Source organism: Rhodococcus qingshengii JCM 15477 (assembly GCF_023221595.1).
In the GTDB taxonomy this organism is placed as follows: Bacteria; Actinomycetota; Actinomycetes; order Mycobacteriales; family Mycobacteriaceae; genus Rhodococcus_F; species Rhodococcus_F qingshengii.
The window spans coordinates 4,806,989-4,833,223 of record NZ_CP096563.1; the positions used below are offsets into that span (position 1 = coordinate 4,806,989).

The 26,235-nt window shown below is 63.1% G+C and carries 22 protein-coding genes, 1 tRNA gene and 1 pseudogene; 13 read left to right on the top strand and 11 right to left on the bottom strand.

The window, feature by feature from the left end; genetic code table 11:
* Window positions 1–69: 69 nt before the first annotated feature.
* Genes M0639_RS21885 through M0639_RS21900 form a run of 4 tightly spaced genes read left to right on the top strand, consistent with a single transcriptional unit; the run spans window position 70 to window position 4,116 of the window.
* Window positions 70–657 (top strand): nuclear transport factor 2 family protein, encoded by a 588-nt coding sequence (locus M0639_RS21885; RefSeq protein ID WP_064074013.1) that lies wholly within the window; start codon window positions 70–72, stop codon window positions 655–657.
* The gene (locus M0639_RS21890; RefSeq protein ID WP_021345218.1) at window positions 654–1,424 is read left to right on the top strand and encodes an SDR family oxidoreductase; all 771 of its coding nucleotides are present in this window, start codon (window positions 654–656) and stop codon (window positions 1,422–1,424) included. Before M0639_RS21885 ends, M0639_RS21890 begins: the two co-directional genes overlap by 4 nt.
* On the top strand, window positions 1,421–2,476 hold the full coding sequence (locus tag M0639_RS21895; RefSeq protein ID WP_064074012.1) for an NAD(P)H-dependent amine dehydrogenase family protein: 1,056 nt from the start codon (window positions 1,421–1,423) through the stop codon (window positions 2,474–2,476). The genes M0639_RS21890 and M0639_RS21895 overlap by 4 nt, the downstream gene beginning before the upstream one ends.
* Entirely contained in the window at window positions 2,473–4,116 is a 1,644-nt protein-coding gene (locus tag M0639_RS21900) for a long-chain-fatty-acid--CoA ligase (protein ID WP_082893145.1), read from the top strand. Before M0639_RS21895 ends, M0639_RS21900 begins: the two co-directional genes overlap by 4 nt.
* A 74-nt stretch (window positions 4,117–4,190) precedes the next feature.
* Here M0639_RS21900 and M0639_RS21905 read toward each other — a convergent pair whose 3' ends face one another.
* From M0639_RS21905 to M0639_RS21915, 3 genes are read right to left on the bottom strand one after another with little or no spacing between them, the layout of a single operon-like run.
* Entirely contained in the window at window positions 4,191–4,922 is a 732-nt protein-coding gene (locus tag M0639_RS21905; protein ID WP_021345221.1) for a VOC family protein, read from the bottom strand.
* A complete protein-coding gene (locus M0639_RS21910; protein WP_063315938.1) occupies window positions 4,919–6,436 on the bottom strand; it encodes a carotenoid oxygenase family protein in 1,518 nt (505 codons plus the stop codon). The genes M0639_RS21905 and M0639_RS21910 overlap by 4 nt, the downstream gene beginning before the upstream one ends.
* A 43-nt stretch (window positions 6,437–6,479) precedes the next feature.
* Entirely contained in the window at window positions 6,480–7,712 is a 1,233-nt protein-coding gene (locus M0639_RS21915) for an acetyl-CoA acetyltransferase (protein ID WP_064074011.1), read from the bottom strand.
* Between the two features lie 123 nt (window positions 7,713–7,835).
* Between M0639_RS21915 and M0639_RS21920 the strand changes: the two genes are divergently transcribed.
* The 5 genes from M0639_RS21920 to M0639_RS21940 all read left to right on the top strand — a co-directional run bounded on the left by M0639_RS21920 (window position 7,836) and on the right by M0639_RS21940 (window position 12,731).
* Window positions 7,836–9,047: an acetyl-CoA C-acyltransferase gene (locus tag M0639_RS21920; RefSeq protein ID WP_054827293.1), complete on the top strand. Its 1,212-nt coding sequence runs from the start codon at window positions 7,836–7,838 to the stop codon at window positions 9,045–9,047.
* Window positions 9,044–9,967 carry an SDR family NAD(P)-dependent oxidoreductase gene (locus M0639_RS21925; protein ID WP_064074010.1) on the top strand — a complete coding sequence of 308 codons (924 nt, stop codon included), beginning with the start codon at window positions 9,044–9,046 and terminating at the stop codon, window positions 9,965–9,967. Before M0639_RS21920 ends, M0639_RS21925 begins: the two co-directional genes overlap by 4 nt.
* The gene (locus tag M0639_RS21930) at window positions 9,964–10,788 is read left to right on the top strand and encodes a DUF1295 domain-containing protein (protein ID WP_064074009.1); all 825 of its coding nucleotides are present in this window, start codon (window positions 9,964–9,966) and stop codon (window positions 10,786–10,788) included. The genes M0639_RS21925 and M0639_RS21930 overlap by 4 nt, the downstream gene beginning before the upstream one ends.
* Window positions 10,785–11,651 carry an acyl-CoA thioesterase gene (locus M0639_RS21935; protein ID WP_064074008.1) on the top strand — a complete coding sequence of 289 codons (867 nt, stop codon included), beginning with the start codon at window positions 10,785–10,787 and terminating at the stop codon, window positions 11,649–11,651. The genes M0639_RS21930 and M0639_RS21935 overlap by 4 nt, the downstream gene beginning before the upstream one ends.
* Window positions 11,652–11,732: 81 nt before the next feature.
* Window positions 11,733–12,731, top strand: a complete 999-nt coding sequence (locus M0639_RS21940) for a winged helix-turn-helix transcriptional regulator (protein WP_003940366.1) — start codon at window positions 11,733–11,735, stop codon at window positions 12,729–12,731.
* Between the two features lie 9 nt (window positions 12,732–12,740).
* Here the strand turns inward: M0639_RS21940 and M0639_RS21945 are convergent.
* Window positions 12,741–14,120 (bottom strand): annotated as a pseudogene (locus M0639_RS21945) (LLM class flavin-dependent oxidoreductase).
* A 242-nt stretch (window positions 14,121–14,362) separates the two neighbouring features.
* On the opposite strand from M0639_RS21945, the gene M0639_RS21950 reads away from it, so the two are divergent.
* Both M0639_RS21950 and M0639_RS21955 read left to right on the top strand, forming a co-directional pair.
* Window positions 14,363–14,438, top strand: a tRNA-Arg gene (locus tag M0639_RS21950).
* A 49-nt stretch (window positions 14,439–14,487) separates the two neighbouring features.
* Window positions 14,488–15,450, top strand: a complete 963-nt coding sequence (locus tag M0639_RS21955; protein WP_054825266.1) for a formylglycine-generating enzyme family protein — start codon at window positions 14,488–14,490, stop codon at window positions 15,448–15,450.
* Between the two features lies 1 nt (window position 15,451).
* On the opposite strand, the gene M0639_RS21960 is transcribed toward M0639_RS21955, so the two are convergent.
* Entirely contained in the window at window positions 15,452–16,369 is a 918-nt protein-coding gene (locus M0639_RS21960; RefSeq protein ID WP_030534931.1) for a TauD/TfdA dioxygenase family protein, read from the bottom strand.
* Window positions 16,370–16,404: 35 nt separating this feature from the next.
* Window positions 16,405–17,073: a TetR family transcriptional regulator gene (locus M0639_RS21965; protein ID WP_030534932.1), complete on the bottom strand. Its 669-nt coding sequence runs from the start codon at window positions 17,071–17,073 to the stop codon at window positions 16,405–16,407.
* Between the two features lie 205 nt (window positions 17,074–17,278).
* Here M0639_RS21965 and M0639_RS21970 point away from each other — a divergent pair, with 205 nt between their 5' ends.
* Window positions 17,279–19,615 (top strand): arylsulfatase, encoded by a 2,337-nt coding sequence (locus M0639_RS21970; protein ID WP_064074007.1) that lies wholly within the window; start codon window positions 17,279–17,281, stop codon window positions 19,613–19,615.
* A gap of 73 nt (window positions 19,616–19,688) precedes the next feature.
* Here the strand turns inward: M0639_RS21970 and M0639_RS21975 are convergent, their stop codons facing one another.
* From M0639_RS21975 to M0639_RS21990, 4 genes are all read right to left on the bottom strand, one after another.
* Window positions 19,689–21,191 carry a DUF4153 domain-containing protein gene (locus M0639_RS21975; protein ID WP_306669952.1) on the bottom strand — a complete coding sequence of 501 codons (1,503 nt, stop codon included), beginning with the start codon at window positions 21,189–21,191 and terminating at the stop codon, window positions 19,689–19,691.
* Between the two features lie 108 nt (window positions 21,192–21,299).
* The gene (locus M0639_RS21980; RefSeq protein WP_007727705.1) at window positions 21,300–22,295 is read right to left on the bottom strand and encodes a HAMP domain-containing sensor histidine kinase; all 996 of its coding nucleotides are present in this window, start codon (window positions 22,293–22,295) and stop codon (window positions 21,300–21,302) included.
* A complete protein-coding gene (locus M0639_RS21985; RefSeq protein ID WP_003940586.1) occupies window positions 22,292–22,978 on the bottom strand; it encodes a response regulator transcription factor in 687 nt (228 codons plus the stop codon). The genes M0639_RS21980 and M0639_RS21985 overlap by 4 nt, the downstream gene beginning before the upstream one ends.
* A gap of 65 nt (window positions 22,979–23,043) precedes the next feature.
* Window positions 23,044–23,577 (bottom strand): NlpC/P60 family protein, encoded by a 534-nt coding sequence (locus M0639_RS21990; protein ID WP_020970417.1) that lies wholly within the window; start codon window positions 23,575–23,577, stop codon window positions 23,044–23,046.
* Window positions 23,578–23,825: 248 nt separating this feature from the next.
* Here M0639_RS21990 and M0639_RS21995 point away from each other — a divergent pair, with 248 nt between their 5' ends.
* Window positions 23,826–24,935, top strand: coding sequence for a serine hydrolase domain-containing protein (locus tag M0639_RS21995; protein WP_064074005.1), 1,110 nt, complete (start codon window positions 23,826–23,828; stop codon window positions 24,933–24,935).
* A 5-nt stretch (window positions 24,936–24,940) separates the two neighbouring features.
* Here M0639_RS21995 and M0639_RS22000 read toward each other — a convergent pair whose 3' ends face one another.
* Window positions 24,941–26,164 (bottom strand): erythromycin esterase family protein, encoded by a 1,224-nt coding sequence (locus tag M0639_RS22000; RefSeq protein ID WP_082893144.1) that lies wholly within the window; start codon window positions 26,162–26,164, stop codon window positions 24,941–24,943.
* Window positions 26,165–26,235: the final 71 nt, after the last annotated feature.

The window sequence follows — 26,235 nt, forward strand, 5'->3', positions numbered from 1 at the left end:
TTACTACAGTAAACAGAGGCACTCCGTCAACGTGCGGCCCCCAATCCGGAGCCGAGAAGGGACATCATCGTGAGGTCCAACAACATTCACGCAGTCGACAGCGGCGGGGGCCCAGACGTCAGGGACTACAGCCCGGTCGACGCTCTCGTCGCCAAGCAGGAAATCTACGAGGTTCTGGCTCGTTTCCTCCGAGCTGCCGATCGCGGAGACGTCGAGGACGCCAGGCGGTGTTATCTACCCGGCGCAACCGAAGACCACGGGGGTGTCTTCACCGGCACCGCCGACGACTACATCGACCACATCGCCGGGGCCATCACTCACCCACGGTCACTGACCACCCACGCAATGACCAACGTCCTGATCGAACTCGACGGGGACACAGCACACGTCGAGTCCTACGTGCTTGCCTTCGCACGAATCAAGCACTCGGACGGCATAGCCGGCACACTCACCTCGGCGCGCCTGATCGACCGCTTCGGCTACGAGGACGGCAGGTGGGGAATCCGCCACCGCGCCCTGCGGTGGGACTGGAACCACGACATGGCCACAGCCGAAGGCTGGATCTTCGGGATGCTCGCGCCTGAAACGTCCTTGAAGAAGAGCAAGAAATTTCCCGACGACCTCATCTACACCCGGCAGACACAGGAGCACTCATGACAAGGTTTCGCGGAACGCCGATAGAGGGCGCGACTGTCCTCGTCACCGGCGCCAATCGAGGGCTCGGCTTGGCCTTCGTCCAACAGGCGAAGTCGATGGGTGCCGCCAAAATTTATGCAGGGGTGAGAAATCCCGACGAGGCGCCCGCCGAGCTGCGATCCACCGGAGCGCACATCGTCGAACTCGACGTGACCGATCCAGGACTCGTCGATGCAGCGGCCAGGGAGTGCGGTGACACCACAGTGGTCGTCAACAATGCCGGACTGTTCACCGGGAATCGGTTGATCGAGGCCTACGACCAAGCGGCTGCGCGAGCCGAGATGGAGGTCAACTACTTCGGGCCTCTGACGATGATCCGCGCCTTCGCGCCGGTACTCGCCGCCCGCGGCGGAGGATCGATAGTCAACGTCCTGTCGGTGGCCGCAATCGCTCCGACCGCCTTCATGGGTGGCTATTCACCGGCCAAGGCGGCTGCTCTGTCGCTCGGCGGCATCGCTCGCGCCGAACTCGAACCGCACGGCATCACCGTCACGTCGTTGATCGTCGGCAGCGTCGACACCCGCATGGCGTCACATGTGCAGGGCCACAAGGAAAACCCTCTCGACATCGCGGCAACCGGACTCGCCGCCATGCAACGCGGCGAGTGGACGTGCGACACCGATTTCATGGCAATCGACGCGCGTGCGCGCCTGGCCCGCGACCCGATTCGGTACGAACGCGGACTGGGCAAGCTCCTCTTCGCCGGCGAACTGACCACCCGATCATGAGCGATCCGATTCGTGTTGCCCAGTGGGCGACCGGCGCCATCGGCAAGACGGCGCTACGCGGAATCATCGATCGTCCCGACCTCGAGTTGGTCGGCCTCTACGTGTACAGCGACGCCAAGGCGGGTCGAGACGCCGGTGACATCGCCAGACGAGCACCGACGGGGGTGATCGCTACACGCGACGTGGACGAGATCATCCGCTCGCGCCCACAGGTTCTCATCCACAGTCCGCGGTTGCAGATTCCGTACGAACGCCACGACGACGATCTGTGCCGTCTGCTTCGCGCCGGGATCAACGTGATCACGACGGCCGGGCAGCACTTCCCCCGCGCACACGGCACCGAACGCGAGCACATGTTCGCCCAAGCATGCAAGGAAGGCGATTCGACGCTCTTCGGGGTCGGCGTGAGCCCAGGTGTCATCGGCGAGCGATTGGCGTTGGCGCTGACGGGAACATCGATCGAACTCGACCGAATTACGATCGACGAGGTGCTCGACGCTCGCGGCATGCCTGACCCCGACTTCGCGTTCACCGTCATGGGAATGGGTTCGCCCCCGGAGGAACTGGACGGAACCGGGCCGTTGCCCTCGCTGTACGCGTCGCTGTACCTCGAGACCATCGCGTTCATGTGCGAGCGCCTGGGCGTCACCTACGACGAGGTCGTGTCCGATCACAGGGTCGTTCCGGCACGTACGGATCTCGACGTCGCCGCCGGACGCATCGCCGCGGGAACCGTCGGAACCACCGAATGGCGCTGGCACGCAATGGTCGACGGAAAGCAGTTCCTCACCCTCGCCATCATCTGGACCATGGAACCTGCTCGCGACGAATACGCGGGACGGGACCAATGGGAAGTCCACCTCTTCGGCAAACCCGAGATCGTGATGACCGTCAACCTGGTCGAACCACAAGATCCGAACAGTCGCACGACAGCCGGTCAGTTCATCACTGCAGGCCCGGCACTACGCGCCGTCGAGCATGTACTCGCTGCTCCCGCCGGCATTTTCGAACCCCCTGTCTTTGCCCCCTTCAGATTGGAGCATTCAGCATGACAACTCAGCCGACGGCCGTAGGTTCGACTGCCACCCGTGAACCTGCCACCCGTGAACCTGCCGTCCGTGAACCTTCCGTGAACGCGCTCCTGCCCGACGGTCGCCCCGTGCAGAATCTGGAAGACTTGCTGCGCAGCCGGGCGATTGCCAGTCCGGAGAGCACCGCCGTCATCTCCGATGACGGGCGTACCAGTTTCCGTGAACTCGACATCGAAACAAATCGTGTCGCGAATGCACTTCTGCGCGATGGTGTTCGACCCGGCGACCGGGTGGCGTACATCGGGGCCAATGCACCGTCTTTCCTCTCCGTCCTGTACGGATCTTCGAAGATGGGCTCGATTCTGACGGCCGTCAACAATCGGCTGGCACCGGGCGAGGTCGGCTACATCCTGAGCAACAGCGAGCCGACCGTCGTCGTACTCGGAGCAGGCGATGAGGGCCTCTCCGACGTCGCCGCGGCGGTCGGTAGCGTCCGGACCGTCGTCACGGTGGACGGTTCCGGAAACTCGATCTCGTGGAACGACTGGCTTTCCGGTGTCGGCGACGACGATCCGGGGTCGTCGCGCCGCCCCGACGACACAGCGCTGATCTTCTACTCGTCGGGAACCACCGGTCACCCCAAGGGAATCGAACTCACCGGCGCCAACCTCGGCCGTGCCCTCGCCACCATGTATCACCTGCTCGATCTCGACACCGACTCCGTGGCTATGTGCCCGGTTCCGTTCTTCCATGTGGCCGGACTGGGTCTCGCCCTGGTCACGACGCTCGGCGGTGGCGCTCTACTGCTCGAGACCATCGCCGGACCTCTCGAACTCGTCGCGCTGATGCAGGAGTACAAAGTCACGCATGCGGTCGCCGTTCCCGCGGTGATCAGCGTCCTGACCTCCCTTCCGGCTGTGCGCGAGGCAGATTGGAGTGCCCTGCAGTTCCTGGTCTACGGAGCCGCGCCGATGCCACTGCCCCTGTTGCAAGACGCGACCGAGGTCTTCGGGTGTAGTTTCCTGCAGGCATACGGACTCACCGAGTCGACCGGCGGCGTCACCATGCTGACCCCGGAAGATCATCGGGCGACCGACGAGTCGACCGCGCATCGGTTGAAGTCCGTCGGGCAGCCGATGTTCGGAGTGCCCATCCGCATCGTCGATCCCGTGACGCTCGAAGACGTCCCGGTCGGTACCCGCGGCGAGGTCGTCATCGGCGGCGCTCACGTCATGAAGCGTTACTGGCGTAACGAAGCAGCCACTGCGGCCACCATGTTGGACGGTGACTGGCTTCGCACCGGAGACGGCGGATCGTTCGACGAGGACGGCTATCTCTACCTCCACGACCGCCTCAAGGACATGATCGTCTCCGGCGGTGAGAACGTCTATCCGGCCGAGGTGGAGAGTGTTCTCTCCGGGCACCCCGGCATCCGCGAGGTCGCGGTAGTCGGCGTTCACTCCGATCGGTGGGGTGAGACTCCCCTTGCCGTGGTCGTTCGAGCTGCTGATTCGGATGCAACCGAAGCGGAGATCATCGAGTGGTCACGCGAGCGACTGGCTCACTTCAAGTGCCCCAGTGCAGTTCGGTTCATCGAGGAGCTGCCACGCAACGCTAGCGGGAAGCTGCTCAAGACTCGTTTGCGACAGGACTTCGCTTGAGTCCATGACACGAATTCGGGGCCGGTCGCTTCGAGCGATCGGCCCCGAATTCTGTCGTTCGATGTGAAGCACGCTCAGCGTGGGTGAATCCGGAACTCCACGCCGCCGACACTCAGCCCGGGCTCGACGGCAGACGCGCCGCTCGACGCCGCCAGATCGATTGCAGTGAGCATCGACCGCTCCCCCGGAACGAACGACACGACGCGTGATCCCAGCCTGATCGAGAGTGGTTGCGCCGAGACCGGTTTCTTTCCGAACACTTCGGCCCACAGCGTCGCCGTCCTGGCCGGATCGGGCGAGGACACGTCGACGCCGAGGATGTCGTCGACCCAGGGATCGAGGGAAACCTCCTTCTCCGTCTCATCCCAGAACCACTCGTCGGCGTCGGGAATCTCGTCGAGTTCTACGAGCAGTCCGAGATCACCGGGATGAAGTTGGACGATCCGGTGACCGTAGGCCTCGAGATCTGCCACCGTCCGAACATCGGCCGCAGCTGCACGTTCCAGATAGGGCTCGATGTTCGAAACCTGGATCGAGAGTGCATAGCCGCCCTCCCCTCCGCCCTTGCGGATCCATCTCGCCAGCGAGACCTTCTCGTCGAGCGGCGCGACGATCTCGAGAAATGCCTGCGGCCCGACGGCCAAGGTCTCGTCGGCCAAACCGATGTCTTCGAGCAGTGGATCCGCGAATCCTGGTGCCAGATTCAATGCTTCGCGCAATTGGTGACCGGTCTTGTCCACGTCTCGTGCACCGATCACCACCTGTCGCAGGATCTCCCACGTGCCCGCGTCGTGCGTGCCCGTCACAGTCCGACCGCTTCGGCGGCGGTGTCGGCACTCTGCCAGCGTCGGAGCTCGGCGCCCGGAGCCCACGTCGAGTGCGTACCACTCGAAATTCGTTCGGGAAGGCGAAGTTTACACAACGGTCCGTCTCCGACGCGGGCAGCGTCGAAGATCAAGCAGAAGGACGCATCCTCGTTCATGTCAGTGGTCAACGTGATGAGATAGCCGTCGTCTTCGGCGGTACCACCCACGCGCGGCGCCATCGAAGTCTCGCTGCCGTACACACCGTCACCGAAGGAGAATCGTTCCTCGTTGCCCGTCAGCAGGTCGTGTTTGACCAAGCCGTCGAACAGGAACCACGACGGTTTACCAGAAGCCGCATAGGCGTATCGGTACTTCTCGCCCGCGAAATTCCCGTTCATCATGCCGAATTCGGTGATCGAGTCACTGAGTTGCTCTTCACGCGTGACTCCGGTGACCAGGTTCAAACGCCAGCGGTGAAGCCGGGTCTGCATACGATCGAGAGCGAGGAAACGGAAGGCGCGCTCCCACTGATTGCCCATACCGTTGTCCGACGGTTCCGGATCGCCCTGGTAGAAACCGTCCAGAACAATCTCGTCGCCCTCTTCGTAGGCGTTCACGAAGTGCAGGACATAGGTCGGATCGGCTTCGAACCACTTGATGTCAGAGGTATTTCCGCGGCGTGGGATGACTCCGAGACGCAGCGGGATATCGGGATGGAAATTCGCGACGTGCGCGCCCTTCTCCAGCAGAACCGGATCCCAGAACAAGGGGCAGTCGTTGAGGATCGCGTAGTTCTCCGTGAAGGCCATGTCGTGCGGCAAGCGCGGACCGGGAAGTGGGACGTCGACGTAGTGGACCAACTCGTTGGCCGAGTCCACGACGCCGTAGTGCATGTACGGCGCTTCCTTGCTGTAGTTGAAGAACAGCATTTCTCCGGTCTTGTCGTCCACCTTCGGATGCGCGGACACACCCCATTCGAAGGGGAACTTGCCGTTCCAGCTTTCCTTGCCGAGTGTCTCCGCCGACATCGGATCGAGACGATACAGATCTCCGCACTGGTAGAAGCTGGTGAGAGCAGTCCCCCGGTGAACGACGACGTCGGTGCTGGACGCGTCCTTCATACGGGTGCGCGCACCCTTGCCGCCCTCGGGGCGACTGAGTTTGGGAGACTCGGCAAGCCCGGCCCACAACGCAGCGCCGGCGTCCTGCTCGGCCGCCAAGCCGTCGGTACGTACGAATCGGTTGCGGTAGAACGACTCTCCGTCGCGAAAGCCCACGATGTGAATCATGCCGTCACCGTCGAAGGGGTGATACGCCTTCATCGAGGGATGGAGCGGATTCTCGGTGTTACGCAGGTAGACACCGTCGAGGTCTTTCGGAACCTCACCGAATACGACTTCGAGGTTGTCCGCTTTGAACTCGGTGGTCTGGGGTTGCCACGGGCCGGTGCGATACGGGTGATCGTCATCGGCGGGAAGGGTGGACAACAACTTGCCTACGATTTCGACGTCCATGGAATTCTCTTTTCGACTGATGGGGAAAGGCTGGACTGCACTTTCAGGAAACTGCGTCGACGACAAAACTGACGGTGGTGGCCGTACTTCCACCGAAGTTGAGCGTCGCAAAGCGGCTCGCACCCTCGACTTGGAAACCGCCGGCCGTTCCCGTCACCTGATGGGCCGCGTCGAGAAGCATTCGGACACCACTGGCACCCACCGGATGACCACCGCCGATCAGACCGCCGCTGGGGTTGATCGGTAGCTTGCCGCCCATGGCGATGTCACCACTCTCGATGGCTTTCCACGACTCGCCGGGTGCGGTCAGACCGATGTGGTCGATCGCGAGATACTCACTCGCCGTGAAACAATCATGTGTTTCGATCCCGTCTATCCCGGCCAGGTCGACTCCGGCCCGGGAGAAGGCACCCATCACCGAATCCCGAACGTGTGGCATCACGTAGGGATTATCGGCGTCGCGGGCCAGCTTCTGCTCGAGACCTAAACCAACAGTCCGATGACCCCAGCCCGCGATGTGGGCCAGCGGAGTCGCCGCAGCACCAGGGTGTTCACGCAGGTACTTGTCCGTCACCAGCACCACCCCGGCGCCACCGTCGGTCACCTGGCTGCAATCGAATCGTCGAACACCGCCTTCCACAACAGGATTGGTGGCGTCGTCGCCGCCTGCATTCCCGAGCAGATCGGGTACCGCCCAACCGCGTGTCTGCGCGTTGGGGTTGTTCTTCGCGTTTGCGAAGTTGATCTGCGAGATCGTGCGAAGGTGAGATTCGTCGATCCCGTAACGCCGCCCGTACTCCTTCGACACACGGTCGAACATGTACGGCCACATGAATTTTGCTTCCTGACCTTCGTGTCCGACCCAGGCTGCAGCGCCCAGATGGCCGGCCGCGTCATCACCCGGAACCGTCTTCTCCAGTTCGATACCCATCACCAGAGCCGCGTCGTAGTTGCCGGCGCGCAGGTCTGCCATCGCTGCAAGTACAGCGATACTGCCCGATGCGCACGCCGCCTCGTGCCGAGACGAGGGCACACCCCACAGGTCTGGATGCACGGTGGCGGGCATCGCGCCCAGCTGACCTTGGCCGGCAAACAATTGCCCGAAGGCATTACCGACGTGGATCACCTCTATGTCGGTGGCAGGAACCTTCGCCGCGTCCAGGGTGTGGTTCACCACCTCTTCGGCAAGGTTCGCGAAATCGAGTTCCTCACGGGTGAAGTTCCGTGCGAAGTCGGATTGGTACCCGCCGAGAATCCAAATGTTCGAAACAGTCATGACCTCTCCCCTTGCCGATCCGGCCTCGGTGACGTCACCGAGATACCCGCGCAACGGCGGTTGTAATTTCACCGCAACCGTACTACAACTAGCAGAGTAACTCTACTAATTGAAGGGTTGAAAATGACTGATGCTTTTGTCCTCGACTACGTGCGCACGCCGCGCGGTCGAGCATCGGCGCGAGGCGCCCTCCACGAACACAGCCCCGTGGACCTTGTCGTCCATCTGGCCAAGGCTCTGCAGGGTAGAACGAACCTCGCCGCAGAACAGATCGACGACGTCGTTCTCGGTTGCGCATCGCAGGTGGACGAGCAGGGCGCGAACATCGCGAGAACTGCCGCACTCCTTGCCGGTTGGGGCGACTCCGTCCCCGGCGCAACCCTCAATCGATTCTGCGCATCCGGCGTCGACGCAGTCGGCCAGAGCGCGGCCCGCATTCGCGGCGACGACGTGTCCCTCGTCGTGGCCGGTGGCGTCGAAAGCGTCTCCCGGACTCCGATGTTCAGTGATCGCGGACCGCTGTGGACCGATCCGGCAACTATCGCGCAGATCGGTTCCATCCATATGGGTATTGCCGCCGACTTGAATGCCACGATCGAGGGGTACTCCCGCGACGAGTTGGATGCGTACGGCGTCGAAACCCAACACAAGGCTGCCGAGGCCTGGCGCAACGGCGCATTCGAGCGGTCCGTTGTGCCTGTCCCCGGCAGAAACGGAGAAGCGGGAACAGCCCACGACGAACTGGTCAGGGCAGAGACGACGGCAGAGGGACTCGCAGCGCTGCCTGCCGCCTTCGAAGGGCTCGGCGCCGCCGGTCAGGATGCACTCGCGCTCGCCGCCTACCCTGAGGTCGGCAAGATCGAACACCTGCACACCGTCGGATCCTCTCCCGCCATGGCCGACGGCGCAGCGCTCCTACTCCTCGGATCCGAGAAAGCCGCGGCGAGAGCCGGCTTGACCCCTCGCGCACGGATCATCGGATCCGCCTCGACTTCGGTGAATCCGGTCCTCATGCTCACTGCGGGCCAGAGCGCCGTGGAGGCAGTCATCGCGCGAGCCGGGCTTCGTCCACAGGACATCGACGTGTTCGAGTTCGCAGAGGCGTTCTCCGCACTCTGCCTACGGTTCCGCCGCGATCTTGACGCCGGGCCGGACCGCATGAACCCCAACGGAGGCACGATGGCGATGGGCCATGCATTCGGCGCCACCGGAGCAATTCTCGTCGGCGCATGTGTCGACGAACTGGTACGGAGCGACGGACGCTACGGTGTGGCCGCGGTCAGCGGCGCCGCCGGTGTCGGAGTCGCGGTGCTCGTCGAACGGATCGCCTCATGACCGTCAGTTCACTCTCTGGCCGCGTTGCCGTCGTCACGGGAGGGGGTAAGGGCCTCGGCCGTGCCGTCGCACTGCATCTCGCGAGCCGAGGGGTCACGGTGATCGTCAACAATCGAAATCGCACACTCGATTCGAGCGGCCGAGGCCCTGCAGATCAGGTTGTCGACGAAATCCTCGAAGCCGGTGGACAGGCCGTCGCCAACCACGACGACGTCACCGACCCCGAGGTCGGCCGAAAGTTGGTGGACGACGCTCTCACTCGGTTCGGACGACTCGACTTCTGCATCACCAGCGCCGCGGTCAGCGGTCCACAGATGCTTCATCGCACCACCGCCGAGAACCTCAGCACCGTCATCACGACAAACGTCGTCGGAACCGCACTGGTCGCCGCCGAAGCCTCCCGAGTGATGCGCGAAGCCGGATTCGGGCGCATCGTGATGATTGCCTCGACCGCAGGACTGCACGGAGAACCCACCGTGTCCGCCTACGCCGCCAGTAAGGGTGCCGTCATCGCACTGGGCCGCACCGCGGCCGGCGAAGGCGCGAGTCGCAATGTGTTCACCAATGTCGTACTGCCCTATGCCACTACGCAGATGACCGAGTCCGGAATGGACCCACGATTCATCGACATCATGGGGGCCGACCTGGTAGCCCCGGTGGTCACCGCCCTCGTCGATCCCGAGTCCACGACCAACGGGCAGGTGATCGTCACCGCAGGTAACGGAGTGCGTTCGGCCGACGCCGTCGAGGGCTCGACCGAATTCTTGCCCACCACCACAGAACTCGATGCCAAAGCGCTCGACGCACTGCTCGTGACCAGCCGGCTCGGCACTCCTCACACCTATCCGAGCGCACAGGAAGCCTTCGCGGACTTCGCTTCCGAACTGCTCGACCACCACAATCAGAAAGCGCGCGCATGACCGACATCCCACTGGGCGATCTTGCACTGAACTTCGGTGTGAGCGCACTCGCCGTGCTCGTCTTCATCGCAGTCGTGATGGCCGTAGCCATCCGCATGAACAATCACTCGATCATCGACATCTGTTGGGGGCCTGGCTTTGCCGTCGTCGCCGCCGTCTCGTACCTGACGTCCATCGGATCGGACGGCAACGATCTGCGTCGCCTCGTCGTGCTGGCACTGACCGTGGTGTGGGGAATGCGACTCGGCCTCTACATCGGCTTCCGAAACCGTGGGCACGGGCAGGACAAGCGCTACACTGCCCTGCTCAAACATCAACAGGGACCGCTGGTTCCGTTCCTGATTCGCAAAATTTACGGCCTCCAGGGCGTCCTCATTCTCGTGGTGTCGCTGCCCGTCCAGTTCGCGATGTACGAGTTTCGCGCCCTCGGAGTCCTCGGCGCGATCGGCATCGCGGTCTGGACCGTCGGCTTCGTCTTCGAATCGGTTGGAGACTACCAACTTTCCCGCTTCAAAGCTGATCCGGCCAATGCCGGGAAGGTGATGGACCGTGGGCTCTGGGCCTGGACCCGCCATCCCAACTATTTCGGTGATGCATGCGTCTGGGTCGGACTGTTCATCCTCGCGCTTGGTGATCCATTGGCGCTGATCACGATCGTCTCTCCGATCGTCATGATCAAACTGCTGGTGAGCTACAGCGGTAAGGCCCTTCTCGAACGCGGCATGCGCAAGAGCAAGGGGCAGGCCTACGACGACTACGTCGCCCGGACCAGCGGATTCTTACCTCGTCCACCCCGTCCGACACGAAACCACGCGTCGTGAGCGCCCCCACGAGTGGTCTCGCCGACGTCTTCGATCTGGAATCGACCGGCCCGGACCGGTGGCAGGGGTCGAACGACGGCGTTCGTCTACCTCAATTGTTCGGCGGCCAACTGGTAGCCCAGTCGATTCTCGCAGCCGGGCACACGGTTACCGACGGCAAAGCGATCAGTTCCGTCCACACCCACTTCCTTCGCCCGGGATCGACGGAGCATGCAACCGAGTTCTCGGTAGATCGACTTCGGGATGGAAAACGCCTGTCCACCAGAGGCGTCGACGTCCACCAGGACGGACGACTCGTCTGCCGTTCCACGGTCTCTGCCTCCTCGATCGACGAGGGCATCACTCACAGTCGCGCAGTACCTACCGCACTCCCGCCCACTGAGTGCGTGACGTTGCAAGAGTTGGCCGAGGCAGACGGTGGGTTGGGTGAGGTGTGGGAGGAGTTCTCCGCCATCGAGATTCGTGTGTCCCCCATCGATTCGCAGTCCCCCACGACGCATTCGGCGGCGCCTCCGCGCAACATCTGGATGCGTTCGGCTCAGCGGCTGAGCGACGATCCGCTGATTCACGTGGCTGCTCTCGCCTATGCCAGTGATCTGATGCTGATGGCAACCGCGCTGACTCCGCACGGCTACGACATCGGGCAGGAGCACTCGCTCGACACGGACTGGACTGGTGTGTCCCTCGATCACACGATGTGGTTTCAACGCCCTGTGCGGGCGGACGAGTGGCTACTCTTCGAGCACTCGACCCCCACAGCTCACACCGGCAGAGCAGTAGTGAATGCGGCGGTCTTCGATCGATCCGGACTCCAGATCTGCCAGATCACTCAGGAAGCGTTACTCATTGCCCGCACCGAGTGATTCCCAACTCTTTCTGCAGACCATTCGGTACGGTCTCGCGGTGCCGCAGGGTGCGCGGCCTATGATTTCGGGGTGGTACGAGTGAATGCAGCCGGATCTTCGACACCCACCGCGTCGGCGGGCGTCACCGAGTTGCCTGCCGGCGGTCCGAACGCACTGGCCGTCACGCTCGGGTTGTTGGGGGACGAGTGGAACCTCTGGATTCTGCGATTCGCCCTGTTGGGGTCGCGGCGATACAACGACTGGCTCGCCCTCGGGGGAATCTCCAACTCCGTATTGTCCTCACGGTTGGCGGTCCTGACGGCCGGCGGAATGCTCGAGCGTCGTGAGTATCAGCAGAACCCGCCCAGGCACGAATACTCGGTCACCCGCAAAGGGCAGTCGATCTGGCCCGTCCTCATCACCATGTGGTCGTGGGAGAAGCAGTGGGCGCCCAATGAAACCCAGCCGCTTCCACCACTGCGGCACAGCACCTGCGGAAACGACTTCACCCCGATCCTGCGCTGCAAGGAGTGCGGCGAGGACGTGGACGTACGATCCCTGGACTCCCAAATGGGTCCGAGTGGGGACTTCTCACGCAGTGTCCCGGAAGCAACATCGCGGCGACGCTCCACCAAGTCCGAACGCCGTCCGGAGATTCTGGCTCACACGATGGAACTTGTCGGCAATCGCTGGTCAGCGGCGATCATCGGTGCAGCTTTCCGAGGCGCTCGCCGTTACGGAGAGTTCGCCGAGATCACCGGTGCACCACCGGCGATAGTCGCGGATCGCTTGAAGCACCTCACCGAGATCGGTGTGATGGAAACGCGTCCGCTTCCGGATCGCCCACAGTGGTCGGAGTATCGACTCACCGCCAAGGGCACGGCGTATTTCCCCGTGGTGATGTGCATGATCTCCTGGGGTCAGCGTTGGTTCAGATCCGCGGACGGCCCGGACATCGTTCTCCATCACAAGGCCTGCGGTAAACGGTTCGAAGCACGCTTGGGTTGCAGTGTGTGCGGTGAAGAGTTGAGGTCTTCGGACATCGAGGCCGTCGACCTCACCACCTCGGTTCACGTACCCGGGTCCGGTTGGTCCTGAGGTCCCCGCTCAGCCGGCAGTGCGGATCCGGTCGAAGCTCCGGCCTCGGTGTTCGAGCGGCAGCCTGTCCCCTCGCCCGAACAGTTTGTTGCGCAGCGTTCCCTCATCGTAGTCGTCCTGGTAGGCACCTCGTTTGATCAGCTCCGGAATCACATGCTCCACAATGTCTTCGAAGGTTCCGGGAGTCACCGCGTACGCGAGATTGAAACCGTCGACGTCGGTCTCGGACACCTACTCCTGCAACTCGTCGGCGACCTCCGCGCCGGAACCGACAACGATCGGGCCGAGCCCGCCGATGCCCGCCCACTCCGCGATGTCCCCCACCGTCCATTCGCCGCCCTTCTCGTCGGCCTGACGAAACGATGCGACCGCGGATTGAATGGCATTGCTCTCGACGTTCCCGATCGGCTCGTCCGCTCGGTATCCGGAGAGGTCGATTCCCATCCACCCCGAGGTGAAAACGAGCGCGCCTTCACTACTCGCGTAGCTGCGGTAGTCCTCGAGCTTCGCCTGGGCCAACTCGGGGGTTCGGTCGGTGATGATCGTCAACAGTGTGTAGATGCGGGCCGAGTACGGATCTCGCCCGACCTTCGTCAGTTCGTTTCGGATTCGGGCAACGGTGTCTTTGAGGATCGCCTTTGTCGGTGCACCCACAAAGATCGCCTCGGCATTCGCAGCGGCGAACCGCACCCCACGAGGCGACGCGCCGGCCTGGAAGATGACCGGCGTCCGCTGCGGAGAAGGTTCGGAGATGTGGATGCCCGGAACCGTGAAGTGCTTGCCTTCGTGCTCGATCGGATGAACCTTGGCGGGGTCCGTGTAGACCCCGGTGGTTCTGTCACGCACCACCGCGTCGTCTTCCCACGACGTTTCCCACAACTTGTAGAGAACTTCGAGGTACTCGTCCGCGTGGTCGTAGCGATCGTCGTGCTGGAGTTGGTCGTCCTCGCCCATGTTCCGCGCGGCCGAGGGGAGGTATCCGGTGACCACGTTCCACCCGATTCGCCCGTTCGTCAGGTGGTCGAGGGTGCTCAAGCGCCGAGCGAACGGGTAGGGATGCTCGAAAGCTGTACCTGCGGTGATCCCGAAGCCCAAGTGCTCGGTCACGGCAGCCATCGCCGACGCCAGCAGTAGCGGGTCCGAGACCGGTACCTGCGCGCCCTGCCGCAGCGCTGCGTCGTGATTGCCGCCGTACACGTCGTACGTTCCCAACACGTCAGCCAGGAACAGCCCGTCGAATCGTCCACGCTCGAGGAGCTTCGCCAACTCCGTCCAGTACGTCAGATCCGTGTACCTGGACGACTGGTCCTCCGGGTGGCGCCACAGACCTGGCGATTGGTGGGCGACGCAGTTCATGGCAAAGGCGTTGAAGCGGATTCTGCGGGTCATTCCCGCACGATGCCGTGCCTGCTCCGCGGTGAACACCATTGCGATCAGTGCGATCGGTACGGCTCCTGCTTGCACCCGGCGATACCGTCGACTTCGCGACCTCGTCGGCGGGCCGCTACACTGACTAGCGCAGCTGTGACGCCCGAGGCTTCGTGCCGACAGGTCGAGCGGATGCAACAGCAGTATCGGGAAGCGAAAACCCCGGCAGCACAGGGTTTTCAGCGCTTGTCGGTACGCTCCCCGCCCTCGTAGCTCAGGGGATAGAGCATTCCTCTCCTAAAGGAAGGGTCGCAGGTTCGAATCCTGCCGAGGGCACCAGGTGGGACTCTCCCCACATCGGCGCCACCAACGTGCCATTCTTGACTTCATGACGATGCCTCACTCCACGGCAACTCCCCCGAAGAACATGTCTTTGATCCCGGGTGGGACGTACTGGATGGGCTCCGAAGACTTCTATCCGGAAGAACGCCCAGTTCACCAGGTCACAGTCGACGGATTCTGGATGGACACGACGGCGGTGACGGTCGCCGAGTTCCGACGCTTCGTGAAGGCAACCGGCCACGTCACCACTGCTGAAATCGCCCCGGATGCCGCCGACTATCCCGACGCCGATCCAGCCCTCCTCGTCCCGGGATCGTTGGTCTTCAATTCGCCACCCGGCCCGGTTTCACTTGACGACTACACCCAGTGGTGGTCGTTCACTCCCGGCGCCGATTGGCGCCATCCCGAGGGCGCCGACAGCAACATCGGGGGACGTGAACGGCACCCCGTCACCCACGTGTCGTACTTCGACGCCCAGGCCTATGCCGCGTGGGCCGGCAAGGAACTCCCGACCGAGGCCGAGTGGGAGTTTGCCGCCCGCGGTGGACTCGATCGCCAGGCGTACGTGTGGGGCGATCACGACTCTCCGGGCGGGCGGCCCGGTGGCAACGTGTGGCAGGGCCAGTTCCCCTGGGAGAATCTGCTCGAGGACGGTTACGAGCGCACCGCTCCGGTCGGAAAGTTCCGGCCCAACGGCTACGGACTGTTCGACATGGCCGGGAACGTGTGGGAATGGACGGCCGATCACTACACGTCCGACCACGCCCACAGTTCCAAGAACGTCGCGCCGGCCTCGTCGTGCTGCATTCCTCGTAATCCCCGAGCGGAGTTCGCCACGGAGGCGTTGGTGGGCGAACCCTACGCACGACGGGTGATCAAAGGCGGCTCACATCTGTGTGCACCGAACTACTGCTTGCGATACCGCCCCGCCGCGCGGCAGGGCGAATCCGAGGAGTCCTCGACCTGCCACGTCGGCTTCCGGTGCATCATCCGCATTCCGCAGGAGTAGATCAGAAGGGCACGTCCCCCAGGATGGCCACCCGCTCCATGACGCGACGATGCGGGAAGTAGTCGCTCGCAGCGTAGTGCTGGGTGGCCCGGTTGTCCCAGAAGGCAATGGAATTCGGCGCCCACTTGAAGCGGCACTGAAAGTCCGGGACCTTGACCTGCGCGAACAATAGGTTGAGCAGATCGTTGCCTTCGACAGGATCCATATCCGGAATGTGGGTGGTGAAGAGGCTGTTGACGAACAGAGTTTTACGCCCGGTCTCCGGATGCTTACGCACCATCGGATGCAGAACCGGCGGGTACTGCTCCTTCATCTGCTCCAACTTCTCCGGGCTCATGCCGCGTCCGAAGGACGGTACAAAATCGTGGATGGCGTCCTTGCCGTCGATCAAGTCCTTGATCTCGTCGGGGAGGCAGTCGAAGGCGTTACCCATATCGGCCCAGAGCGTGTCACCACCGGCAGGCGGTACGTCGATCGCCCGAAGTACTGAACCGAGCGGCGGCGTCTTCGTCCAGGTGACGTCGACGTGCCAGATGTTCTCCGTTCCTGGACTGTCCTCTCCGCGTTCGAATCTGACGACTGCCGGGACCTCTCCCTGCGGGAGAAGTGGATGAACCTCGAGTTCACCCCAATGGGCCGCGAAGTCACGATGATTCACGCTCGAAATCGGCTGGTCCCGAAAGAACACGACCTTCCATTCGAGGAGGGCCCGACGCACGTCCTCGATCTGCTCCTCCGACGGATCATGCAGGTCGATGTCGCTGATCTCGGCACCGATGAACGGTGTGACGGGTGTCAGAGTGAACCGCTCGTACGGCCTCGATTCAACGCCTTCCGGGTTTCGCCTCATTCCGCGTGGTCCGAATTCGATTGTGTGATTGCCGATTTGGACTGTTCGCGAGGATGTAAGGGTAGCCATCGAATGACTCCGTCCTGTCGTGTCGTGTCGCGGGGTCACACGTCAGTCGACGCGTGCACCCGCTTTGCTCGTGTACGTTTGTGTGCGCTTTGGGGCGCGGTCAGTGCTCCTACCGCGAGATCGACCAGATGATCCACTGTCGTATCGAAATCTGCCTGCACAACCGGGTTTTCGTCTTCGCGGCGCTGCTCGAAGATTGCCAGAGCGGAGACGCTCATGTTGAACGTCAGATCGATCCGTTCGACGGCGACGCGGCGAGATAGATGCGGCAACGCCCGCGTCAACCTGACGACAACTTCGTTGATCCCCTCGCTGACCTCGCGGAACTCAGCACTCTGCGTATCCACCGACGGTGAGATTCGGGCAATGAACCTCGCATAGTTGGAACCGTCGACCGTCGCCAGAAAATCTGCCAGCGGGTACAGAAAGGCTTCGACCAAAGCACGGACCAAGTCGGTCCGCCCACTGGCGTCGATGTCGTCGAGATACGTCAGTCGCGCTGCGTTGATCTGATCCATCCGATGCCGGAATACGGCCAGCACCAGACCGTCTCGCCCACCGAAGTGATACTGAACTGCAGAGTTGTTGCGCTGCCCGGCCGCAGTCGCCACGTCCCGCATGGACACTTCGTGAATACCTTGCTCGGCGAACATCCGCTCGGCGACGGCGATCATGGCGTTCTTGGCATCCAACGAGGCAGGCATACACCGACCATATAAGTCACTGTCTTAATTCCGCAAGCCCCATCCCCTGTGCGCGGTTAGGGAGTGCAGGGACTCCTTACCCACTCACGGGGGTAGTTGTCCCAGTCAACGAGACATGCGCCGCCAACTGAATTCCGATCGATACGCTCCAGATTAAGACGACTGCTTAATCCGCCCGGTTTTGCACACGCCAAGGAGCCTGCTGGTGAATCGCCATTCCATTCCGATCATTCCCGAGACGCCGAACGTCGCGGCCGCCGTGTACTACCCCGATCAGAATCCCCCGTACACCCGCCCGGAACCGCTTCGCCCGCCGGCCGGGGCCCCGAACGTGCTGCTGATCATGATCGACGACGTCGGATTCGGCGCACCCTCCGCGTTCGGTGGCCCGTGCCGCACCCCCACCGCCGAGCGTTTGGCCGAAACCGGCGTGAAATACAGCCGATTCCACACCACGGCTCTGTGCTCGCCGACGCGTGCCGCCACACTGACCGGGCGCAACCACCACAGTGTCGGTATGGGTGTCATCTCCGAAATGGCCAACGCGGCACCGGGATACAACGGGACCCGCCCCGCCTCTGCCGCCACGGTCGCACGCGTCCTACAGGGAAACGGCTATGCGACAGGTGCTTTCGGCAAGATGCACCAGACCCCGACGTGGGAGACCACCGCTGCCGGGCCGTTCGATCGGTGGCCGGTCCGTGAGGGTTTCGACAAGTTCTACGGTTTCCTCGGTGCCGAGTCCGACCAGTTCACCCCGGTTCTCTACGAGGACTTCACGATGGTCGACTTACCCAAGACACCACAGGAGGGTTACCACCTGTCAGAGGATCTCGTCGACCACGCGATCGAATGGATCGAGGGCGTCAACACGATGGACCCCGACAAGCCGTGGTTCTGCTATCTCCCCTTCGGCGCGTGCCACGCTCCACTCCAGGTTCCGGACCGATACCTGAACAAGTACGTCGGCGAATTCGATCACGGGTGGGATCGCCAACGCGAGATCACCCTCCAAAAGCAGAAGGAACTGGGCGTCGTCGCTCCTGATACCGAATTGGCCCCGTGGGCTCCAGGGCTCCCACACTGGGACGAACTCGACGACGACCAGAAGAAGGTCTCGGCCCGTTTGATGGAGTTGTACGCGGCGTTTCTCGAGCACACCGACGACGAGGTAGGCAGGCTCGTCGACCGGTTGCAGGACATGGATGTACTCGACAACACTCTGGTGCTCTACATGATGGGTGACAACGGCGCTTCCGCGGAAGGCGGAATGGAGGGCTCGTTCAACTACCTCGCCGGCCTCAACGGTTACAAGAGTGCGACATCCGACGTACTGGCGCGCTACGACGAATTGGGGACCGAAACCAGCTACCCGCACTATCCGGCGTCGTGGGCTCTGGCTCTCGACACCCCTTACCAGTGGGCCAAGCAGGTTGCGTCCCATTACGGCGGTACCCGAAACGGTCTGATCACCCACTGGCCCAAGGGGATCGACAAGCCAGGAATCAGGGAGCAGTGGCATCACTGCGTCGACATCACGCCGACAATCCTGGAAGCTGCCGGTATTCCGGCACCGACCAGCGTCGACGGGGTCACCCAGAAACCGTTGGAAGGCGTGGCGATGAACTACACCTTCGCCGAGCCCGATGCCGAAGAGCGCCACACCACACAGTATTTCGAGATCTTCGGCAACCGCGGAGTCTACGATTACGGTTGGACCGCAGTCACGGCCCACCGCGCACCCTGGCTGATGGCCACTCACGGCCTCGAGCTCACACCGATGAGCGAGGACCGTTGGGAGCTGTACGACACCTCGGTCGACTGGTCGCAGGCCCGCGATCTCGCGGACGAGCATCCCGAGATCCTCGCCCGGCTCAAGGAAAAGTTCCTCGTCGAGGCGGCCAAATATCAGGTGCTGCCGCTGGACGACAGAACGGTCGGTCGCCACGCCACCGCGGAATCACGACCCCCGCATCCGATGATGGGCCGCAAGACCCTCACGCTGTACCCACACATGAACGGTCTGGTCGAGAAAGCCGCGCCGACGTTCTTCAACCGCTCGTACACGCTGACCGCAAGTCTGGGTAGCGTCGCCGACGGCATGCTGGTCAGCCTCGGTGGCCGGTTCGGCGGATTCGCTTTGTACATACTCGATTCCGTCCCCGTCTACTGCTACAACTTCAGCGGCGGTGGTCGGACCTTCGTGCGTGGGCGCAACCCGCTGGCACCCAATGCACGCGAGGTGTCCGTCCACTTCGAGTACGACGGCGGCGGAATCGGCAAGGGTGGAACCGCAACCCTGAGCGTCGACGACGAGGTGGTCTCCGAAGGCCGGATCGAGAAGACCACTCGGGCGATCTTCAGCATGAACGAACAGCTCGACGTCGGCATCAACCGGGGAAGCCCGGTCGCGGAAGAGTTCGCGGACAAGGGCACGTTCCGCTACGGCGGCAAACTCCACAGCGTGACCGTCGACTTACGATCCACCCGAGATGTGGTGTCCGCAGAGGAACGGGAGAAAATCTCACTCGCCGTGCACTGATCGACCAGGCGACGCTCGCCGATTGTGCAGCCGCGCGCGATATCTGCCGTGCGGCTGCACAATCGCCCTGCGTCTATCCGACCGTGTACATCTGCAGGCACGGCCCCACCGGGCGAGCTTCCAGGATGTCGCGGGCCTTCTCCCGCGCTGCGTTGAACTCCCAGGGCGCAGTGGTGCCCGGCACTCCGAGTCGATATCTGCTCAAGGCACATGAACGCTGCGGTTCCGGTAGACGATCCAAGGCAGGTACCGCGTCGACGGAGAGCCCGCGTAAGTAGGAAACGTCGATGCTCTTGCCGCCCTCGAACCGTTCCACGTTCTTTTGCGCGATGTACGCGTCGGGGTTGAACACCGCGAAGGCCAGCAGCGCGACGGCCGAAGTGGCGAGAACAGCTGTGGGCAGCCACTTCCCGGACATCCGAATACCTGCGACGAGCAACAACACGAACACGAAGCCAAGAAGCAGCTCGGTCGCGAAGACGCTGACCCGGAGCACCGTGAAACCGTACTGATTCTCGTACAACCACATCCGGTGCACAGCGGACGCCACGATCACCAGGCTGAAAACACACAGGGCACCCAGCAGTCCGCGGGCAAGACGCCTCGATCCAGCGTCGCGGCGGTCGATGTACCGCACTGCGACGGCGATGACGAGCAGCGTCAGCACGGTAACCGCCATGAGCTGCCAGAAACCCTCACGCGCATAGTCCGCATAGGTCAGTCCATCGGTCACCTGTACGTGCTCGTCTCCCCCGAACAGCGTCTTCGTCTGTACTGCAACAAAACCGAGGAACAGCACGTTGAGTACTCCGAGCGGGACCGCCCACTCCCACATCGGCAACGGCGTCGCCTGCGCAGGTGCAAACGCGTCCACCGTCGGCGTTCTGCGGCGCAGATACACCGCAACCAGCGTGCCGAACGCCATCACGACGCCGGCAAAGATCCGTGCTCCCGGGTTCGACACCGAGATGGCAGGAGCGAAGCCGCCGAAGATCTTCGCGAACTCCGGATCCGCACTCACGAACAAAGATCCGAAAATCAGCAGGAGAAGAATCGATACTGCGCTTACGACGACAACTCGCGCCGCCGGCACCCGCGGAGCAGAGCGGGTAGCAAGTTTTCGACGACGAACGAAGTTGACCGTCCGGTGGGGTGCCCGCCAGGGAGCGACCGTTCCCAGAAGTATTCCGGTCCACGTCCGCCCGCCGATCAGAGTCCACGTGAACAGAACCCACGCAGCTACGACGCAGAGGAACACCAACCACTCCGCACCGCGAACGGCGGCAACACCCAGCAGTGCGAGCATCCCGATGGCGGCGACCCACTGCGTCACGGTCATCCGCGGCGTCGTCAGAATCCCGAAGACGATCACCACACTGGCACCCACGATCACGTACGCGATACTCGCGAACCCTGGGTCGAGGATCAGGGCCGCAAGCACCCCTACTGCGGCCGCGCCGAGGAGCATCGAGCGGGTGGCCATCGACGTGCGATCGGGACGCCAGAACCGGCTGGAACGCTTGGGTTTTACGGCCGGCATCGGCGGTTTCGGTGGAATTACTATCGGAGCGCTCATGTGATCTCCTATGTGTCTGGTTCAATTTTTCAGGGTCGGAAGTACAGACGAATGCCGATGAAGACATGCGCCATCGCGAGATCTCTCGATCTCGTCAGGGACTTTGATTCAGTTCTGCGGCAGCACTACTCGAATGCAACAACCCGACGGGGCATCGACGACGGCAATCCTGCCGTCATGTAATTCGACCGCCCACTTCGCGATCGCGAGGCCGAGCCCGGTACCCCCGTCGGTCGAGCCGCCGCGGATGAAGCGGTCGAACACTCGCTCACGGGCCTGTGGTTCGATGCCGGGGCCGTCGTCGTGGACGTCGAGCACCAACTCCCCCGCGCTGCCGGTACGTACTCGGATCACAACTTTGGTGTCGACGTTCCCGTGCTGAACCGCGTTGTCCACCAGGTTGGTCACCACCTGATGGAGGCGATCCGGATCGGCGACCACGGACAATTGCGGAGGCTTGACGTCTATCTCGATGTCGCCCGCACTCACACTCGACAGCTCACGTAGGAACGGCTCGACCTCGAAACGGCGGCGTTTCAACGGCATTGCGCCACCCTCGAGTTTCGAGAGATCGAGAAGGTCGGCTACCAGCGCGCCCAGTCGTTCCGTCTGCCGCAGCGCCGATTTCATCATCGCCGGATCCGGTTCTTCGACACCGTCGACGACGTTCTCGAGCATGGCTTGCAAAGCGGTGATGGGCGTGCGCAGTTCATGGGAGACGTTGCCGATCAACTCGCGGCGGTACCGGTCGTCGGCCCCGAGGTCCTCGGCCATCCGATTGAACGCATGGGCGAGTTCGCCTACTTCGTCTCTGGAAGTCGCTCGTACTCGCCGCGAATAGTCGCCGCGCGCCATCGCCTTCGCCGCGGCCGTCATCTCGCGAAGCGGTGACGTCATCCCGTGTGCGAGCACCTGCGTAACGCCTAGAGCGACAACCAACGCCGTCAGTAGAGCAAAACGAAACGGTTGTTGCGACGTCAGCCAGAAACCACCCGCGGCGAACACCAGTGCTGCGACAACCAGGAGGCCGACCTTCACCTTGAAGGACCGCATCGGGTCCAGCGGCCGCGGCCACCGTGCAAAAAGACGGTCGACGACGCTCATCGCGGCACGTCCCAGGCGTACCCGACGCCGTGAACGGTCCGGATCACGGAAGGTCCGAGCTTGCGTCGCAGCGCCTTGACGTGGCTGTCGACGGTCCGACTGCCCGCTCCCTCACCCCAGCCCCAGATCTCCTCGAGCAGCGACTCCCGCGGGATCGCGGCTCGCGGCCGCTCCGCCAGATAGGCGATGAGATCGAATTCGGTGCGAGTCAGGTGAACTTCTTGCGCATCACGGCGCACTCGACGTTCGGTCAGGTCGATCACGACGTCACCGAACTCGAGGAGGTCGGCCACCGGGCGAGCAGCGTGCTCCGCGCGATCCGCACGCCGAAGCAGAGCCTGCACCCGGGCGACGAGCACACGCATGCTGAACGGCTTGCTCAGATAGTCGTCGGCCCCGACGCCGAGACCGATCAGCATGTCCGTTTCATCGGCGCGAGCGGTCAGCATCAGCACAGGCACCGGGCGCACGGCCTGGATGCGGCGGCAGACTTCGAGTCCGTCGAATCCCGGCATCATCACGTCGAGTACCACCAGGTCTGCGTCCATCTGCTCGCAGCGGGCCACCGCGCTGGGACCGTCGAACGCCAGCTCGACGTCGTAGCCCTCGGCACGCAGCCTCGCCGCGATGGACTCGCAGATGCTGACCTCGTCGTCGACCACGAGCACTCTTCGCTGACTCATGGAACTGACTGTATTCGGCCCTCGTGGATGAACCTGGGAGGACTTGTGAAGGTTCTGTGCAGGTTCTAGAACCTGCGGATGTTGTTGATCGGCAGATCCGCCAGCGGCGTCAGTCCGGTCGGAACACCAACTCCGTAGGCGTTGAACACCATTCCGAACCCAGCGTAGATGCCGACGTGCGTCGCACCGGGGTAGAAGGTGATGACGTCGCCGGGGGCGAGGGCCCACCGGGGAACCGGCTGTCCGACGTTGGCCTGCTGTTGGCTGGTCCGTGGCAGATTCACGCCGGCCTGCCGAAACGCCCATTGCACCAGCCCGGAGCAGTCCCACGAGTTCGGCCCGACGCCGCCCCACTGGTAGGGCTTTCCGGTCTGAGTGCTCGCCGCTGCCAGCGCGATCAGCCCTGCCGGACTCGGAATCGGAAGGGCGGCTGATCCGCTGCTGATGCTGCCCGTGCTTCCCAAGCTTCCGGAACTCCCGCTACTGCCACCGCTACCGAGGCTTCCCGGGTCGGCTGAGGCGGGGGCAGCGGAAAGCAACAGGACACTTCCGGTCAGCAAAGCCGCGACCGTTCCCGTGCGGAGTGTCGACTTCTTCATGCATCCGTCCTTCGTGGGAGTCGTTTCGGCGCGCGGCAGCGCACCTCGATAGCCGTGAACTGGTAAGACACGTGAAAACACACTTCGTTCGGATGTTAACGGCGTGGACGTGGTGTTCGGACAGGAATGATTGATCCGATTTGTCGGTTTTGAACAAACGGGCCTTACGTCCCGGGCTGGCAGAAGATCAGGGAATGATGGGGGATTTCCTGGATCCCGCGGCACGACAAGGTCCATAGATTCGACTCATGCGCCCATACCTGCTCGTCGCCGCGGTCATCATCGGAGCCACCACGGCACTCGTCGGTTGCTCGACGCTCCAGCGCGCAGTGGAGATTCAATCGGATCTCGACGGACTCACCAGGTCGGGTGTCGTCGGGTCGATCGCAACACTCGACGACGGCACCACGACGGCTGTCATGACCAGCGGCGTGCCCAACCGGACCAACGGCGATTCGATCGGCAAGAATGATCGCGTCCGGATCGGAAGTGTGACAAAGACATTCACAGCTTCACTCGTTCTGCAGTTGGTCGCCGAGGGCAAGGTCGACCTCGACGCACCGATCGAGCGGTATCTCCCGGGCCTACTGCACAGCAGTGACATGGACGGCAGTGGCATCGACGGTAGCGCGATCACCGTGCGGCAACTGCTGCAACATCGCAGCGGCCTTCCCGAGTTCGCCGGAGAACCCGGCGCCGACGAATGGATTGCAGCTAACGAGAACCGAACGCTGACGCCGTCCGCCGCGGTCGCCATCGCCCTCGGCAAACCGGCGCAATTCGTCCCCGGAACGTCGTTCGTCTACACCAACACCAACTACATCGTTCTCGGAATGCTCGTCGAATCCGTGAGTGGCCGCAGCTACGCCGATGAACTCCGGTCTCGGATACTCGATCCGCTGGACTTGGAAGACACGTACCTCCCGCCGGCCGGTGAGCTCGACATCAGGGGCGATCACCTGACGGGCTATCAGGATCTCGACGGTGGCCTGACCGACGTTTCCCGCACGGAACCGTCGATCCCCTGGTCTGCCGGAGCGATGGTCTCGACGGGCACAGACCTGAACACCTTCTGGCGTGCACTACTCGACGGGCAGGTGGTGCCGGCCGAGCAGCTTGCCGAGATGACCACCCCTCAGGTCGCCGCCACCGAAGCCGAGGGACTCGGGTACGGGATGGGCGTCGGCGCCACCGAACTTCCCTGCGGCGTCACCTATACCGGCCACAGTGGCGGGATCTACGGGTACTACACACTGTCCGGCGCGACGCCGGACCGCGCGTTCACTGTGACGCTGACGTCGACGCCGAAGGACCAGCCGGACACCGTCGCGATACTCTCGCACGCACTCTGCCCCTGACGCTGTTACCAGTATTGATAACGTTTTCCATCAGTGTCCGCGACGAAAATGACCGCGTCGGCGCCGTCCAACTCCGAAGGTTTCAGCGGCAGGTGGCCGGGCAGGATCGCCTCTCCCGCGGTGACGGACGGGTCAAGTGCTGCGCGAAGTGCGGGCGCCAGAAACAGGGCACGCCGACTGGTCGCATCGGCCAACGCTCCCTGCAGAGTGCCCGGATCACTGTCGGGGTTGGCGTCGGTTGCCACGAATACGTAGCGCTCCCCGAGGACAAGTCCGACAAGTGAGCCGGCGCTCCCCCAGCTGACCACGTCGCCGTTGACGGGCATGTCGGACGGCACTCGCAGGAGATGGGCATTGTGTGCGAAGAGCAGGATCGGCCCGCGTCGCTGCTCCTGGACGACGACCGCCAACAGGTTCTCGGCCATCATCTCGGCACGCAGACTGAGCAGAGTGCCGATGCGATCAGGAGCGGAACTCGCCATCGCGGAGTGATAGCGCAAGAGCCCCAGAGCGGTGCGTGAATGTGCAAGGGCCAGGTCGTACCCGGCCGGGTCGGCGGGCCGCAGCACAGGTGCGGCGCGCCGCAGGACGCTGGCGAGGTCGTCCGCAATGATGCGCAGGGCACGAGCCTGATCGGAGTTGCCGACGGACGCAGCCGGTTCGAACATCGCCGCCGGGTTGGTCCAGTCGGTGTCCTGCCCGAGCAGAAGGTCGATGTCGTCGAACGAGTGCGGCCGCATCGCAGCGGGCAGGAAGTCACCTGCTGCAGACAGCGCGCCACGTGGGCTCGGTGCGCCGGAATACTCCACCGGAGCGTCGAAGCCGTAGAAGCGAACTCGGTCGGCCGGAGCGCGGCCGTGGTTGTACTCGCGTAGCCATTCGACGAGTTCGCGGTTACCCGGTACCGCACCGAATCCGTGGCTGAAGCCTGTGGCGAGCACCTTCTCGATGTCCGCCTCTCCCCCGTTCACGTAGTCGTCGACAAGCAAAGCCGCAAAGACATCTGTTTCGAGCACGATCGACCGATATCCTCGTTCGACCAGTTGGCCGAGAAGTTCGTTGCGCAGCAACGGAAAAGCCTTGATCCCATGAGTCGGCTCGCCGAGAGCGAGCAGAGCCGGCACCTCGGTTCGCGCTGCGAGCAGTTCGTCGACCGCACGACCAAGACTTGCCGCGTCTTCGAGTTGGCGGCCGAACTCACTCAGCGCTGGGGCAGTGGACATGATCATCCCTTTCGAAGGTGGACTGCCTTCGACAGTATCGTTGAAGATTCGAGTGAAACTTTCACTGGCAATTACCT